The sequence below is a fragment of the Acinetobacter equi genome (assembly GCF_001307195.1).
Lineage (GTDB): Bacteria > Pseudomonadota > Gammaproteobacteria > Pseudomonadales > Moraxellaceae > Acinetobacter > Acinetobacter equi.
In genome coordinates this window covers 1,202,595-1,219,563 of sequence record NZ_CP012808.1, presented here as the reverse complement: position 1 = coordinate 1,219,563, position 16,969 = coordinate 1,202,595, and the positions used below count along the sequence as shown (strand labels likewise).

Annotated in this window: 13 protein-coding genes; 11 read left to right on the top strand and 2 right to left on the bottom strand. The window is 35.8% G+C overall.

The annotated features are described in order from the left end of the window. Window positions 1-63 precede the first annotated feature (63 nt). A complete protein-coding gene (locus AOY20_RS05655; RefSeq protein WP_054580961.1) occupies window positions 64-579 on the top strand; it encodes a hypothetical protein in 516 nt (171 codons plus the stop codon). 30 nt (window positions 580-609) lie between these two features. On the opposite strand, the gene pap is transcribed toward AOY20_RS05655, so the two are convergent. Further along, window positions 610-2,028, bottom strand: a complete 1,419-nt coding sequence (gene pap / locus AOY20_RS05650) for a polyphosphate:AMP phosphotransferase (RefSeq protein WP_054580960.1) — start codon at window positions 2,026-2,028, stop codon at window positions 610-612. 201 nt (window positions 2,029-2,229) lie between these two features. Between pap and AOY20_RS05645 the strand changes: the two genes are divergently transcribed. From AOY20_RS05645 to AOY20_RS05625, 5 genes are all read left to right on the top strand, one after another. Then, a complete protein-coding gene (locus AOY20_RS05645; protein WP_054580959.1) occupies window positions 2,230-2,934 on the top strand; it encodes a DUF8198 family protein in 705 nt (234 codons plus the stop codon). Window positions 2,935-3,090: 156 nt separating this feature from the next. Then, window positions 3,091-4,032, top strand: coding sequence for a bifunctional demethylmenaquinone methyltransferase/2-methoxy-6-polyprenyl-1,4-benzoquinol methylase UbiE (ubiE, locus tag AOY20_RS05640; protein ID WP_054580958.1), 942 nt, complete (start codon window positions 3,091-3,093; stop codon window positions 4,030-4,032). Window positions 4,033-4,044: 12 nt separating this feature from the next. Then, on the top strand, window positions 4,045-4,704 hold the full coding sequence (locus tag AOY20_RS05635) for a ubiquinone biosynthesis accessory factor UbiJ (protein WP_054580957.1): 660 nt from the start codon (window positions 4,045-4,047) through the stop codon (window positions 4,702-4,704). Window positions 4,705-4,735: 31 nt separating this feature from the next. After that, window positions 4,736-6,355 carry an ABC1 kinase family protein gene (locus AOY20_RS05630; RefSeq protein WP_054580956.1) on the top strand — a complete coding sequence of 540 codons (1,620 nt, stop codon included), beginning with the start codon at window positions 4,736-4,738 and terminating at the stop codon, window positions 6,353-6,355. A gap of 167 nt (window positions 6,356-6,522) precedes the next feature. Continuing rightward, window positions 6,523-7,602, top strand: a complete 1,080-nt coding sequence (locus tag AOY20_RS05625; RefSeq protein ID WP_054580955.1) for a patatin-like phospholipase domain-containing protein — start codon at window positions 6,523-6,525, stop codon at window positions 7,600-7,602. A 95-nt stretch (window positions 7,603-7,697) separates the two neighbouring features. Here the strand turns inward: AOY20_RS05625 and AOY20_RS05620 are convergent, their stop codons facing one another. Further along, on the bottom strand, window positions 7,698-8,351 hold the full coding sequence (locus AOY20_RS05620; protein ID WP_054580954.1) for a hypothetical protein: 654 nt from the start codon (window positions 8,349-8,351) through the stop codon (window positions 7,698-7,700). A gap of 339 nt (window positions 8,352-8,690) precedes the next feature. Here AOY20_RS05620 and AOY20_RS05615 point away from each other — a divergent pair, with 339 nt between their 5' ends. The 5 genes from AOY20_RS05615 to AOY20_RS05595 all read left to right on the top strand — a co-directional run bounded on the left by AOY20_RS05615 (window position 8,691) and on the right by AOY20_RS05595 (window position 16,968). Then, entirely contained in the window at window positions 8,691-9,962 is a 1,272-nt protein-coding gene (locus AOY20_RS05615; RefSeq protein WP_054580953.1) for an FAD-dependent oxidoreductase, read from the top strand. A 128-nt stretch (window positions 9,963-10,090) separates the two neighbouring features. After that, on the top strand, window positions 10,091-10,873 hold the full coding sequence (gene hisIE, locus AOY20_RS05610; protein ID WP_054580952.1) for a bifunctional phosphoribosyl-AMP cyclohydrolase/phosphoribosyl-ATP diphosphatase HisIE: 783 nt from the start codon (window positions 10,091-10,093) through the stop codon (window positions 10,871-10,873). Window positions 10,874-10,876: 3 nt separating this feature from the next. Next, window positions 10,877-12,391 carry a UvrD-helicase domain-containing protein gene (locus AOY20_RS05605; protein WP_054580951.1) on the top strand — a complete coding sequence of 505 codons (1,515 nt, stop codon included), beginning with the start codon at window positions 10,877-10,879 and terminating at the stop codon, window positions 12,389-12,391. Between the two features lie 16 nt (window positions 12,392-12,407). Then, window positions 12,408-13,799, top strand: coding sequence for an AAA family ATPase (locus AOY20_RS05600; RefSeq protein ID WP_054580950.1), 1,392 nt, complete (start codon window positions 12,408-12,410; stop codon window positions 13,797-13,799). Window positions 13,800-14,130: 331 nt separating this feature from the next. Continuing rightward, the gene (locus AOY20_RS05595) at window positions 14,131-16,968 is read left to right on the top strand and encodes a monovalent cation/H+ antiporter subunit A (protein WP_054580949.1); all 2,838 of its coding nucleotides are present in this window, start codon (window positions 14,131-14,133) and stop codon (window positions 16,966-16,968) included. Window position 16,969 lies beyond the last annotated feature (1 nt).

The following is a 16,969-nucleotide window of genomic DNA, read 5'->3' as shown; positions in this document are numbered from 1 at the left end:
TTTAATTGGACTAATGATACTTTGAGTAGCATAACGTAGATCAGCAATTATGGTAATAATATTATGAAAATAGACAATATTCCGACATCGATTGATCCCACGTTAAACTTGGAAGAAATACGTGATGAATGTCTGAAATTGGTAAAAACACGAGCATATTTTTCTGCTGGGGCGGCAGTTGTACCTGTTCCTTTTTTTGATGTTGTTATTGATGTAGGAATTCTTTCACAACTTATTCCAGAGATTAGCGCTCGTTTTGGTCTAGCACCAGAACATATTCGCGTTTATGATCCTGCAACAAAACAAATTCATTGGGAAGAACTACGTAAACGTGGTATTGAGTTTTCTGGGCTCGTTATTGCACGTACAGCTGTTAAAAAATCCATTAATAATGCTGCTGCAAAATATATTACAAAACAAGTTACAAAATTTATTCCTATTGGCGGGCAAATGATTGCAGCTGGCTTGGGCTTTTTTGTGATGAAGAAAGTTGCTGAAGCACATGTAAATGATTGCTATAAACTTGCAAAAAGTATTCAACATAAGCAAATCAAAGAAATAGCTGAAGATATAGAATAATTTTTCTATATCTTCAAAACTTAAGGTTGCTTAACCAACCTTAAGTTGCTTTAAAATTGTTCTTAGTACTTCTAAGCGTGCCGTATTTTTATCATTGGTCGAAATAATGTTCCAAGGCGCATATTCTGTACTTGTGCGCGCAAACATATCTGCGGCAGCATTTAAATACTCATCCCAATGGCTTCGATTTCTCCAATCATCTTCTGTAATTTTAAATTGCTTATGAGGCGTTTCTTCACGTTTTTTAAATCGTTCTTCTTGCTCATTTTTCGAAATAGCTAACCAAAATTTAATTACAACTGTTTCATGATTATATAAACTTTTTTCAAATGCATTTATTTCATCATAAGCACGTTGCCATTCAACATCATTCGCAAAGCTCTCAATACGCTCAACCAATACGCGACCATACCAACTACGATCAAAAATATTAATTTTTTCATCAGGCTGTAGTTTTGCCCAAAATCTCCATAAATAAGGTCGTGCAAGCTCATATTGTTCAGGTGCGGCAATGGTATAAATTTCATATTCACGTGGATCAAGCTTTTTCACAATCCTTTTAATTGCACCACCTTTTCCAGCAGCATCCATCCCTTCAAACAAGATCACAACATTACGTCGATCATAACGAAGGGCTTCAGCAACCTTTTTTGTTAAGATTTTAAGTTCTTTTTTATATTCAGACTTTTCTATGACATGAGTTGATGGATTCAAAATTTCTTCTGGAACTTTTGCCTGCTTCCACTTTCCTTTTGCTTTGGTTAAATGTTCAGGGCAATGCTTCATTGCACGTAAAATATATTGTGCAAATTGTTGATCACGCTCTGCTTCATTTTCACAATCAATAATGTGCCAATCATGTGTGAAACGCTGTCTTAGTTTTTGCAAATTATCATATTGTCTTTTATTGCGCCAATCTAAACCATGCAATTTATGCCACCGCACCTCACTTGGATCCATATGATCTAAACGCTTTTGTAATGAATTCCAAGATAAATCAAACCAAACTTTAATAACATCAACATGGTTGTTTTTTAAATCCTGTTCAAAAGTACGCATACTTTCTACATATTCATCAAATAGTGTCTCATCTAAAGGTGAAGACACATGCATGGCTGTTGATAATAAGTCGCTATACCAATTTCCAAACATCACGACAATTTGACCTTCAGCAGGAATTGACTTTGCATATGGCTGCCAAAACACATTACGGTCATTCACAATATTAGGAGCATCTGCTTTTACTCGTAAATAACGAGGATCGACCCACTCTCGTAATTGCTTAACAGCCTCACCCTTTCCAGCAAGTTCAATTCCACTCACCAAAATCACTAAACTTTTTGCGTTTTTTTTTCCTTTGGATTGTAAAAGATCATATTGTGCTTGAATCAATGCGACAGAGAGTTCTTCCTCTTCCATCATTTTAAAATCATTTTTAGCTAAAACCATACATCCCTCTAATTTGTTCTAAAGAATCTATTCAATATTCAATTGATATATTTCTATATCCTTAAGTTGTTCTGATTCAATTGTTTGTATATTTTTACAGCTTTTTAAACCATTATGATAATCATTTTAATAAAAATGTCATAGTCACATGGAATAACTCCTTTTACACTTACTACATCTATTCATTCCTTCAGAGTCTTTATGTCTAAACTTGCTGTATTAGATGAACTATTAGAACGTTACTATCGATTAAAATATCATAAAAATTCAACACTTTTTCAACGTTTACAAGATGTTCAGGCTTGGAAAAAAAAGCGCATGGAATATACCCATGCAGAACAATTTTTAGATAAAAAAAATATTCTTATGGCTGATTTTTTCATGAACCGCCTATATGGTGGTCCAGATTTTGATGCACTTGCTGAACAAATTTCTCGCCTAACCAAATATGCCCATAAAGCAGAAAACTTTATACCGGATAATGCGATCAAAACTGGGGCTTTAGGTGTTTCTTTAGCAATATTTGCTGTTGAATTAGATGAACAAGTTGCTGAACAATTATTGGCAGATTATCATCCTCATGAAGCGATTACTGATGAAATGATGCGTCAAACCTATCTTAAGCTTCAACAAGGTGATAATCGTCAAAAACAGCTAAATATGTTAGATGAGCTTGGAGTTTATCTTGATAAATACATGCGTTCTTTCATGATTCAAGCGGCTTTTAAAATGTGTAAAAATGTCGCAATAAAACATCATTTTGAAGTGATGTATGACTTCATGCAAGAAGGTTTTTTAGCCATAAAACCACTAAAATCTGCTGAAAAATTTGTCAATGAATTTACTGCTTTAGAACGTCAAATTATAGACAAAGTGCATTCTGGTGATACAAACCCATTCCGCTAATTTTATTTCACTAAATTTTAATTAGCAGAAAATTAAATGTACTTTCCTGTATATTATGCTTAACAATTGCATGATGACTGCTGTACAACGACAAATAATCTGTCATCATGCATGCACTACAAGATTAAACCGATTTTTTTGTTAGGAGTGACTCCAATGTCGAATGAAAATCAAACGCCAACCCCTGCAGCGTCGGCACAAAACTCAGACAACGTGAGTCCATTCTTAACTGAACCTCTTCCACAAGGTGCTCCTCAAGGGCAACAACAGTCTCTTGGGCAACGTATCACTGACACACCTGTGACAGGTTCTGTACCAAAATATAATCTGCCACGTGGTGCGAATACAGGAAATGTTGGTTCAACAACACACTTCGGTTATCAAACCGTAAATAGTGAAGAAAAAGCACAAAAAGTTGCTGAAGTTTTCCATTCTGTAGCAAGCAAATACGACATCATGAATGACTTAATGTCATTTGGTATCCACCGCTTATGGAAACGCTTTGCTATTAATATGTCTGGTGTTCGTCGTGGACAGCATGTTCTAGACATCGCCGGTGGTACTGGTGATTTAGCCAAAGTATTTAGTCGTGAAGTTGGTCCAACGGGTCATGTCGTACTTTCTGATATTAACGAATCAATGCTTAATGTAGGTCGTGATCGTTTAATTGATGCAGGTTGTACCAATGTAGATTTTGTTTTAGCTAATGCTGAAACATTAGAACCATTTGCTGACAATAGCTTTGATCTATTAACCATTAGCTTTGGTCTACGTAACGTAACCGATAAAGATGCAGCACTTGAATCAATGTATCGTGTGCTTAAACCAGGCGGTCGTCTACTTATTTTAGAATTCTCTAAACCTGTATTTGAACCATTCTCTAAACTTTATGATCTTTATTCATTCACAGCATTACCAATTATGGGGAAACTTGTTGCGAATGACTCAGAAAGTTATAAATATTTAGCTGAATCTATTCGTATGCATCCAGATCAACGTACTTTAAAAGGTATGATGGAAAATGCAGGTTTCAAAAACTGTGATTACCATAACTTAACAGGTGGTATTGTTGCAGTTCACCGTGGTTTCAAACTTTAAAGGTTTTATATCATGTGGTCGATTCTTGCACTTGGTGTAGCTGAACGATTAATGAACCATATTATTGATTTGGATGCGATTACTCGTGTCCAACTCAATGGTTTACAAGGTAAACTTCTTCGTGTTGTTTTAGATTCTCCTCAGCTTTCTGTTGATGTTTTTTTTGATGATCAAAAAATTCGTCTCGAACCCACAGCAACAGGACAATCTGAAAGTACGTCTATTTTTGAACAACGACCTTATGAACAAGCAGATGATACAGTTCAAGAAGCCACTGCTACTTTGCATGTGCAAAATATTATAGAACTGATCAAATTATTATTTGCAGAAGAAGTTGGAAATATTCCACTACAAGGCGATTATCATCTCTTGCAAGATATTCAGCGTATTATGAATCAAGCTGAACCTGATCTTGCAGCACATTTATCTCCTTGGATTGGATCTGCACTTGCTCATGAAATTGGTAAAATTCAACTTGCACCAAAACATTTAAAACGTACTTTACAAAGCCAGTTCTTTTTTGCAGAAGATACTTTAAAAGAAGATTTAGGTGTATTTGCCCCACGTTGGCAAATGGACGACTTAAACCAAGATATACGTATTTTTAATCAAAACTTAGATCGTGCTGAAGCTAAAATTCAGCAACTCAAAGACCTGATTGAATCTCTTTAAAACACTACTCACAATTTAGGTAATTGACTATATGATTCCGCATGTTTCACGTTTACTCGAACTTTGGCGTATTGCTGCGCACTATAGACTCGACACGTTGTTTCCTGCTGAAGAATTACCTGAAAAAGCTCGCCATGCACTTAGCATTATTCGTATGCATCCTGCTGCATGGTCTAGCAAAGAAAGGAAAAATCCTCTGAAGCTAAAACAAGCCCTTGAAGATATGGGGCCTTTAGCTATTAAATTAGGACAATTACTTTCAACTCGTCGTGATTTAATTCCACCTGAAGTTTTACAACAATTGGTTTTACTTCAAGACCGTGTAAAACCTTTTGGTTCTGATGTTGCTAAAACAAGAATTCAACAATCTTTAAAAGCAGATATTTCAACATTATTTTCACGTTTTGATGAACAACCCCTTGCTGCTGCATCTATTGCGCAAGTACATACTGCAGCCCTACACGATGGTCGAGAAGTTGTGGTAAAAGTGACACGTCCAAATATTCGTGCACAAATTTTACAAGATTTTGAAATTTTAGAATGGCTAGGTCACACGCTAGAAAAACGTCTAGAAGCAGCACGTGCCTTACATTTATCTGAAATTATTCAAGACTATCGTCAAATCATTTTAAAAGAACTTGATTTAACTTTAGAAGCAGACAACACCCGTCGTATGCGTCACTACTTTACTGGTTCAAGCATGATGTATGTGCCTGAAGTCTATATGGACAGTAAAGATGTTATGGTCGCTGAACGTATTACTGGTGTTCCAATTTCAGATATAGAAACCTTTGATCGTTTAGGAATGGATCGTGCTGATCTTGCGCGTAAAGGCTTAACTATTTTCTTTACTCAAGTATTCCGTGACAACTTTTTCCATGCAGATATGCATCCAGGAAATGTTTTTGTCGAAACGATTAATCCAAGTAATCCACGTTTTATTGCACTTGATTGTGCAATTATGGGAGAACTGTCTAAGCACGATCAAATGACCGTTGCACGAATGTTGCTAGCTGTAATGAATAGTGACTTTATGCAACTCATTCAAATTGTGCATCAGGCGGGTTGGATTCCACCGGGTACAGATCAAGATGCGCTTGCACGTGAAATGCGTAGAACTGTAGGTCCAATGGTGTCAAAACCAATGAATGAGTTGGATTTTGCAGGTATTTTACTTGAAGTGATGGATATTGCACGTCGCTTCCATTTGGAAATTCCACCGCAACTCATGCTTTTACTAAAAACATTGGTTCACGTAGAAGGTTTAGGCACAGATTTATATCCTAATCTAGATATTTGGAGTCTTGCAAAACCAATCTTAACGGATTGGATTAAAGCGCAAATGAATCCTCAAAAAAATATTAAAGAATTAGGACAAAAAATTCCTGATTTACTTCTTGGCGCACAAGATTTCCCAAGCCTATTGATTGACAGCTTAAATGGCTTAAAGAATCAATCTGCATGGCATGCAAAACAAATTAATGAATTGCAAAGTATGCGACTACAAATGGAAGTTCAGCATAAGCGAAGTTGGATTTTTGGTAGCTTTATTGCCATTTTCTTAGCAATTGCAGTGATTGCACCTTGGTATATTTCAATCATTATGTTGGTTATTGCAAGTATTTTGTCAATTTGGCGTATATCCAAATAATTATCATCACATTTTGAAAAGCTAGTCCATGACTAGCTTTTTTATTTTAGCAACAATGCATTATAAAGTGACTGCAAAGTCATACGATGAGGTTTATCGCCATTGTTGCTTTTTAATATTTATTTAAAATTCAACTATGTTTTTATCAATCGCTGTCTAAAAATATTATGACCCACATTCTTAAAAAGCATCCGCCATCATTAAATATTAAAGCTGGGTACATTGCTAAAAAACTTATTCAAAAAGAAGGATTAAATGCAGCTCAAGTTGATATTGTACCAGGTGCAGCAGGTGGACCTAAAGGACTTGGAATTCAGGGATTAGATCAAGCAATTTTTGGCGATTTTTTTTCTCAAGCAAAGCAACGTCGTACATTAATTGGTTCTTCAATTGGGAGTTGGCGTTTTGCAAGTATCCTAGCTTGGGGAGCAAAAGAAGGAACAGAAAGACTTGCTGATTTATATACAAATCTTTCATTTCATAAAAAGATGACGCGCCATGATGTTGGTGATGTATGCCGTAACATGCTAGAAAACTTAGTTAAAGGCAAAGAACAACAATTAATTAATCATCCAGATTATCACTTAACGATTCTATCTATTAAAGCCAATCATATTTTTCAAAGTGATAAAACACTTCCCCTTCTTGCATCTGTCATGGGCATAGTCGGAAGTAATGCTCTTGCACGCAAACATAATCGTTTATTTATGCAACGTGTTATTAGCCAACCCAATATTGAACAACAATTCAAAGTGAATGATGAGTTCACAACCCTCTATCAATCACTCACTGAAAAAAATGTGATGCCTTGGTTAATGGCTTCTGCTTCTATTCCTGTAGCGATGTCTGCGGTAACAGATATTCCCGATGCACCGAAAGGCAGTTATCGTGATGGTGGGCTCATTGACTATCATATTGACCTGCCCTTTGAAAGCAAAGGCATTGTGCTATATCCACATTTTACAGACCATATTACCCCTGGTTGGTTTGATAAAATGTTAAAAAATCGTCGTGCAAATCCAATGAATCAAGCACGTACATTATTAATTTCACCATCTCAAGAATATTTACAAAGCTTACCATTAGGTCACTTCCCCGATCGTAAAGACTTCACCACAAAAGGTTTAGATCAAAATGAACGGATTAAATTATGGAAACAATGTATTGCTGAAAGCCATCGGATGGGAGATGAGTTTTTAGAAATGGTTGAAAAACAAAATTTTGCTGATGTTATAAAAAGTTTCTAATGCTATTTTTATGATGATTAAAAAAATTAATCATTTTTATCATTAAACTAACCATCCACATTTAAGATCGTTAGTTTAATTACATTATCAAAAAACTATTTTCCTGTAAGCACAGCACCCGCTACACCAACAGATGCAAGTGGTATAACGATTGCATCTGCAACCAATGCAAATGGTGTATAAATAAGATTAGATAAGAACTGACCACCATCAAATGATTTTGTATTTGAGGTATAACCTAACTTAATTTTGTACTGTTTTGACATCTGTTGTTGTTCTAATGCTTTCAGCCGATCATCCAACACAATTATTTTCCCTTTTATAGGGATATTTGCAGTGATTCTTAATTCATCTGTACTCTCATTTACTTTCGCATTTAATGTTTTAGCTTCAGCTTTAAGTGTATTTTTTTGTTCTTCACTTGGATTTTTTATAATGAGTCTAAATTGTAATTGAGAGCTAAATTCATAATTATTTTGTTGTTTTTGATCTAACTCTAAAGTCAAATTATTATCATAGTCTGCTAATATTTCTAATGTCTGACTAGAGCTATTTAATTCAAGCAACCGATTAATATTCTGAGTCGCACCATCAATTAAATAAGCATTATCTGTTCCTATTACCACAAACTGTGGATTTTGATTATTCTGTATCACTTTAGCGAAACTTCTAATTTGATCTTCTTTCACTAATTGAAAGGTTGTTTTTTTATCAACTACAGGATATTCACCCCATAATAATGATGTCATACATGCACTTAAAAAGATATTCAAAAATATTATCGTAGTGATTGCTCTAATTTTTGTCATTCTCATCTTTAATCCTTTTATTAAAATTTCACATTTAAGAATAATAAATTTCTCTGCTATGATCGATCATATATATCATTTAAACAAGTGATATTCATACCACCTTATTCATATTAGACTTCTTTCATAATTATATTTTTATTAATCGGTAAAAGGCTCTAAGCCTTATATTTATTGTCTTTTGCTTTAAGTGCTATGATTTTTATTTGATTGAAAAGTGACTTATGAAAGAACTCTATTATATTTTTTATATTAATATATTAAGAAACTTACAACATAATGAAAAAACGTCATATTGCCATTATTGGCGCAGGAACAGCAGGTATTGCAACGGCAATTTTGCTTGCACAGCAAAATATTAAAGTCAGTCTTTTTGAAAAAGTAGAACAACTCTCCCCAGTGGGCGCAGGTTTATTATTACAACCCTCAGGTTTAGCTGTATTTGAACATCTTGGTGTTTTAGAACATGCTTTGTCTCTTACTCGTATTGTTACAGGGCTGGAAGGTCAACTTGCGAATGGAAAATTATTGGTCAATAGCCACTACCAACAAGCGCAAGATGATTTTTATGGTTTAGGCATTCATCGAGCAAGTTTAACGCACGTTTTAGAAAGTAAGGCACATGCGTTTTCAGAACAAATTTCATGGTATCTCGGGTATGAAATTTTTAAAATTAATGAATATTCAAATCATGTCACCTTAGAAGGTCAATTTAAACAACAACATTTTTCAGCACATTTTGACTTAGTCATTATTGCCAATGGTGCTCGGAGTCATTTACGTCCAGAATCATGGGTAAAAATTAATAAGCCTTATCCATGGGGAGCAAAATGGATTATTGTTCCAGAATGTGAAAAATTTGAAACTCATATTTTGCATCAATTTTATGATCGCTCCCAAACTATGATGGGAATTATGCCAACAGGAAAAGTCCCTCACAGTGACCAAGCACTTTCAAGTATTTTTTGGAGCATACCATCTCATCAACTCGACCAATTTCTTACAAAACAATATTCATTTGAAACTTGGCTTTTTGACCTAAATCAACGCTGGCCAAAAGTTGCAGAGTGGATTGAATCTATCAAGCCACAAATTGAACATCCTGAACAATGGCTTTCAGCACATTATAGAGATGTGGTCATGTCTAAATTCGGTTCGGGACGTATAGGTGTAATTGGTGATGCCGCTCATGCTATGAGCCCACAGCTCGGTCAAGGTGCAAATATGGCGCTACTTGATGCTTGGGCATTAGGACAATCTATTCAAGCAGCAACGCAACATGGTGCTTTAAATCTTTCACATCTTTGGCAGGATTATCATCAGCATCGTTTATCTTCAACAAACTTTTATCAATTTTTTAGTCGATTATTAACACCACTTTATCAATCTCATGCTTCTTGGACTGGTCCATTACGAGATTTATCTTTTTCCATGATGTATCAATTTCCATATTTTAGAAAAGAAATGGCTATTACAATTTCAGGGCTTAAATCTGGTTTATTTTCCAATATGAAATATCAAGATATTGCACAGTCTTCATTTAAAAAGTAGCAAAATACAGTGTGCAATTAAAAATAGATAAAGATTTATTTCCTTCTCTATAGATGAATACCGTACACTATGAAACCGATACGATATCCGTATACTTATTTTTTTGAACAAATTTTGGTGAAACACTCATGAATAATCTGCAATGGCTCGATGAAGTAAAATTTAACGAACAAGGTCTAATTCCTGCCATTGCTCAGCATCATCAAACTGGACGTGTATTAATGGTGGCATGGATGAATCGTGAATCCTTAGCCCTCACTGCTGAAAAAAAACAAGCCGTTTATTTTTCTCGTTCACGTCAAAAATTATGGCACAAAGGTGAAGAATCTGGTCACTTTCAAACTGTGCATGAAATTCGTCTAGATTGTGATGCTGACGTTATTGTTTTACAAATTGAACAACATGGTGGTATTGCGTGCCATACAGGTCGTGAATCTTGCTTCTATCGTAAATTAACTGAAAATGGTTGGGAAATTGTTGATGCTCAAATCAAAGATCCAAACCAAATTTACGGTGAAAAATCTGTAAACCCACATACTCTTGCGATGAACGCATCAGCTGCACAGTCAGAACAAGTTGAGGTTTTATCTTATCTTGGTGAAATGATGGCTGAACGTAAAAAAGCCGATCCTGATTCATCTTATGTCGCAAAGCTTTATCATAAAGGTTTAAATAAAATCTTAGAAAAAGTAGGCGAAGAAAGTATTGAAACTATCATTGCAGCAAAAGATTTTAATATTGAAGCGCATGAAGATAATAAAAATGACTTAATTTATGAAGTCGCTGATCTTTGGTTCCATACGATTGTAATGTTGGGATATTTCGACCTAGATCCACAATTAGTACTCAATGAATTAGCTCGTCGTCAAGGCTTGTCTGGTTTAGTTGAAAAAGCAAATCGCCAACACTAAATTATGAATTCAACTGTCCCTAATATGCAAAAACCACAAGCGACTTATGAGCAAGCAACAGCAATAGATAATGCTCGCCTAGGAAAATCATTCAAAGTTATTGCCTATGCAGGGACAGGTAAAACCACAACCTTACAAATGATTAGTGATGCCATGCCCCAACGGCGTGGCATGTATTTAGCTTTTAATAAATCAATTGCGGGCGAAGCTCAAAGCAAATTTCATCGTAATGTTGATTGTCGAACATTCCACTCTTTAGCTTTTCGCAGTGTTCCACGTGGAGTCACTGATAAACTACGTTTACCTCGTTTAAGCCCTAGTTTTTTAGCGAAAGAATATCGACTTACACCAATTACACTCAGACGTATGATGGGTGGACGTTATGAAAAATATGTCCTTATGCCCTCTCGTTTAGCAAGTTTAGTTGCCAATGCTGTCAGCTACTTTTGCGCTACAAGTTCACAATATCCTGCACCTCGTCATTTACAAGCACCTAATTGGCTTCACCCTGATGATATCGTCACGCTACAAGCACATTTATATCCTGCTATAGAACGTCGTTGGTTAGAGTCTATTGACCCTAACCATCAAGCTGGAATCGGACATGATATTTATTTAAAGCTTTGGGCGCTATCTGAACCTAATATTCCTGCCGATTATATATTATTTGATGAAGCACAAGATGCTGATCCACTCATGTTGGGGATTTTATTAAAGCAACGTAATTCTCAAGTCATTTATGTGGGCGATGCTCATCAACAAATTTATGCATGGCGTGGTGCTATAAATGCCATGCAGCAATTACCTTTACCTGAATCTCGTTTAACTACATCATTCCGATTTGGTGAAGAAATTGCGCATAATGCGAATGCTATTTTAGGTGCATTAAACGAAACAGTACCTTTATTAGGTAATCCTGATTTAAATTCAAAGGTCGTTAATAAGCCTCATACAAAACTTCGCGATGCAATTTTATGTCGGACCAATGCACGTGCAATGGAACTACTTTTAGCAGGTTTAGTTCATGGAGATAAAGTCAGCCTCCAAGCCGATCACGCACGTATAAATCGCTTTGTTGATGCTGCCAGCATGCTTAAACAAGGAAAACGTATTACTGATGTTCCTGAACTTGCTTGGTTCAATTCTTGGCATGATGTACATGAATATTGCGAAACTAATGAAGGCAGTGACATTAAGCCTTTAGTTAAATTGGTAGATGATCACGGAATAGAGCCTCTAAAAAAAGCACTTGCTAAAATCACACCAATTGGACAATCAGATTATATTATTTCGACTGCACATAAAGCCAAAGGCTTAGAATGGAATCGAGTTCATATAGAAGATGATTATCAATTTAAGTTAAATGAAAAAGATTATAAAATTAGCGATGAAGAATTACGATTATTATACGTTGCATGTACACGAGCTAAGTTAAGCTTAAATATTCATCATATTTATGACTTGGTACAACAGCTTAAAATTAAAATGCCTTTATCTTTAAGGAAATCAATTAAATAACACATGTAGGTGTTCCATGAAAATAGAATCTATTCAGTTGCGGCACGTTACACATTTTTCTAATTTGACACTTAACTTTAATTACCACAATAAACCAATTACTTTAATTTTTGGGGAACAAGGTAGTGGAAAAACCTCCATTTTAAAGACCACCTTTCAAGCTTTAACATGGTTTTCTGCACGCTATAAGGATTTAAGAACAGCAGGTCTAGTTACACTTGATCAAGATATTTCACACAACCAACAGCAGACAAAAATTGATATAACTGTTCGTTTTCCAAGTGAAATTGGTGCATTTGTAGAGTCTGCAACCAATCAAGAGCAAGATCCACATTTGTGCGAGTGGCAACTGTATAAAACCTTAAATCAAAATAATGTTGGCACAACTCAAATTCATACAGAGAAACTTGAACAGCTGGTCAAACTATATCAAAAAGCAATTCAAAAAGATAAATTGCAAGGTTTACCCTTAATTGCTTACTACCCTGTTGAGCGTTTTATCAATGAAGTAAATTTGCTCAGCAAAAATAATCCCTTAGTATTTCAAACAACAAATGCCTATGAGATTTCCACTATTCCTTACACAACCTTTTCACGCTTTTTTGAATGGTTTAGAGAAATTTCAGATATTGAAAACGCACAAACAGCTCAACTTGTCCAACATGTTATTCAAGATCAACGTTCTGAACATCCCGCCATCAACTTGAGTCAGCATCTTTTAGATGTCTATACTCAAATGCATGCCCCTAGCCTACAAGCATTAAAAACTGCAATTTTTACAGTACTTACAGATGTCACTGCAATTGACTTAAATTTCCACCCTAAACTGCAAATGATCGTGTGCTACAAAGAAAAAATGATGCCTTTTCAACAATTACCGGGTAGCATTCGTACTTGGATTGCCTTAATTGGTGATGTTGTGAGGCGCTTATGTTTACTCAATCCACACAGTTTATATCCAGGTCTAGAGGGTGAAGGAATCCTATTAATCGATCAAATTGAACATCAATTAGACGATATAACATCAAGTCAAATTCTGACCAAACTCAATGAGGCATTCCCTCGGCTACAAATTATTGCAACTACTGCACGCAATGAGTTATTAAATGATGCAACTGATTTTCAATGTTTAAAACTTCAAAAGTATCAAGTTCAAGATTTAGACGCTCAACTCATGCATTCATCATTCCAACAAATTTATAATGAATTACATGAAGTATTAAATGAAGAATCTTCTACTGAAACTATAACAGAAGAGCTCAGCCAATCTTTTGAAATAACACATTCACCTGAATCACTCCTCGAATTCATTCAACAGCATTTAAATCAAGCGCAACAACAAGTTCTTATTGATCTTCTTAATCAACATGGGAATATTTCAATTCCACAAAATATGGATGAACCTTAATTTTTATTTCCATATTTCATGCCCATGATTACATTATTTAAATATTTTTTAGGGTTTTTAAGCCCTAGAAAATGCTAAGAAAGCATATAATAGCGAAAGTGTTCAAAAAAGATTGATGTTCAGCTTCGCCTGTAATATGATCGATTTTATTTGTGATTTCTTAAATAAAATCGGAAATTACAATCGATTAACAAATTGTGCAATACAATTTGATTTTTCACACAATCTGAACAGAGAGCTGCTTTCATAATTGAATCCTTGGACTTCTCTTTGTCGTCCTAAAATTATTGAAAGATTTAGATTTACTTAGGTTTTAAACCTATTCACAACAATGGATACGAGTGTGCTACCGATTATTATATTGTTACCGCTAGTCCTAGGCACAATACTTGTCTCGTGGTTGAATAAATTTTCACGCGGGGTGACTGCTTTTGGAGCGATTGGGGTCAGTTTAACAAGTTTTATTTTATTACTGACTCAAGCCAAAGAGGTCTTTAACGGTGCTACTCTTTCTGAGAGTTGGTCTTGGCTACCTCAGTTAGGGATTGATTTAAGCTTCCGCTTAGATGCTTTAGGATTAATCTTTGCATTGCTAATCACAGGCATTGGCACACTCATCTATATATATGCTTATTATTATTTAAGCCCTAAAAATTCCCTAAGTAAACTTTACGTTTTACTTATGCTGTTTATGGCAGCAATGTTAGGGATTGCTCTTTCTAATAATTTAATTATTTTATTGGTCTTTTGGGAACTCACCAGTATTTCTTCATTCTTACTCGTTGGCTATTGGAGTAATTATGAAGCTGCTCAACGTGGCTCTCGTATGGCATTAACCATCACAGGCATGGGTGGTTTATCCATGCTAGGTGGTTTTATTTTACTGGGGCAAATTACAGGTACATTCCAAATTGATCAAATCACAGGAATGGCTGATCAAATTCAAAGTAGCCCATTATTTGTTCCTGCATTACTCATGATTTTATTGGGTGCATTTACTAAAAGTGCCCAATTTCCATTTCATTTTTGGCTTCCAAATGCCATGGCAGCACCAACACCTGTGTCCGCTTATTTACACTCAGCGACCATGGTCAAAGCGGGTATTTTCTTATTAGCAAGATTATTGCCTATTTTCGTTGGCTCTGTGCTCTACCATAATTTAGTCACGTTTATTGGCTTATTTACGCTATGTATGGCAGCCTTTTTTGCCATATTTAAAGAAGATCTTAAGGGCTTACTTGCTTATTCAACGATTAGTCATTTAGGTTTAATTGTTTGTTTACTCGGAATTGGTTCTCCATTAGCTGTTGCAGCTGCTATTTTCCATATCATCAACCATGCAACATTTAAAGCTGCATTGTTTATGATTGCTGGAATCATTGACCATGAATCAGGGACACGAGATTTACGTAAGCTGAGCGGCTTATGGCAATTACTTCCATTTACTGCAACATTGACCATGATTACAGCTGCTTCTATGGCAGGTGTACCACTCACCAATGGTTTCTTATCTAAAGAGATGTTCTTTACCGAGCTATTGGCAGATTTAACAGGTCCAATCATGGTGCTGTCTGCCATTATTGCAACCTTAGCTGGTATTTTTGCAGTTGCTTACTCAATTCGCTTAGTACACGGTGTGTTCTTTGATGGTCCAATTGGTAAAGATGTTCCAAATAAAGATGCACATGAACCTGCTTTTGGTATGCGAGCACCTGCAACTTTACTTGCTATTTTATGTATTTTAGTTGGTATTTTACCTGCTCTTTTAATACAGCCAATTATTAATGCAGGAACAAAAGCAACCACACAAAATTCAAATTTTGAAGGTGTCCATCTTGCAATTTGGCATGGATTTAATGCGCCATTAGTCATGAGCATTATTGCCTTGATCGGTGGTGCCATTTTCTATTTTGCATTGGCAAAAGGTGGTCGAATTCGTCGTATTGATTTAGATCCTTATCTTGGAAAATTCCAAGGAAAAATTATTTTTGAATCAATCCTTAAGTTTCTACTCACAAATTCTCGTAAGTTTAAACGTGCAACAGAAAATGGAAAATTACAAAGCTATTTAATGTGGATTGTCATTTTTACCATTGCTGTTGTTGCCGCTCCTTTAGCAAGTGATACCTTAACTACAGGTACACGTGAACTTACCTATGCACCTGCCATTGCAATTGTTCTTTGGTTATTACTATTCTCATCTTGTTGGATGATGCTTTGGTTTCATCATGAACGAATTAAAGCCGTACTCATTAGTGGTGCTGTTGGTCTTGTTGTGACCATGGTATTTATCTGTTTCTCTGCTCCAGATTTAGCACTTACACAGATCACTGTAGATGTCGTAACTACTGTTCTTCTGTTAATGAGCCTATCCTTATTACCACAACTTACGCCATATGAATCTAGTGTTTCACGTCGCTGGCGTGATGCGATTATTGCCATTGGTTCTGGCTTAGGTATTTCTTGGATTACATGGCTCATTCTGACCCGAGACCATAATTCAATTTCATGGTTCTTTATGCAACAATCTATCCCATTAGGTGGTGGTAGTAATGTTGTAAATGTAATTTTAGTAGACTTCCGTGGTTTCGATACCTTTGGTGAAATTACGGTTCTTGGTATCGCTGCAATTGGTGCTCTATGCATGATGGATGGTATGCGTGCACATGGCACAATCATGACTCAAGGACTCGCGTATCGTTTTAATCCATCTCCACTAATGTTCCGAATTACAGCTTCATGGATTTTACCACTTGCATTAGTTGTGAGTTTGTATATTTTCCTTCGTGGACATAACTTACCGGGCGGTGGTTTCATTGCAGGGTTAATCACATCATCTGCATTAATTATTCAATATATTGCAATTGGACAAGACCAAGCAGAAAGAATGCTCAAAGCTAAATCTGGTCGTTTATATGAAATTTGGATTGGCACAGGTTTAGTGATTGCTGGAGCAACAGGTCTTGCTTCATGGTTCTGGGGACGTCCATTCCTCACAAGTGCACATGTTCATATCTCCCCTCCTCTTTTGGGAGAAATGCATCTTGCATCGGCTGCACTTTTCGATGTCGGTGTGTATATCACTGTCGTTGGTGCAACCATGTTAATGATTTCCGTATTGGGTGACTCACGTCATTCAAGCATGGCTGGTCCAGTACCAAAGGAGTAAA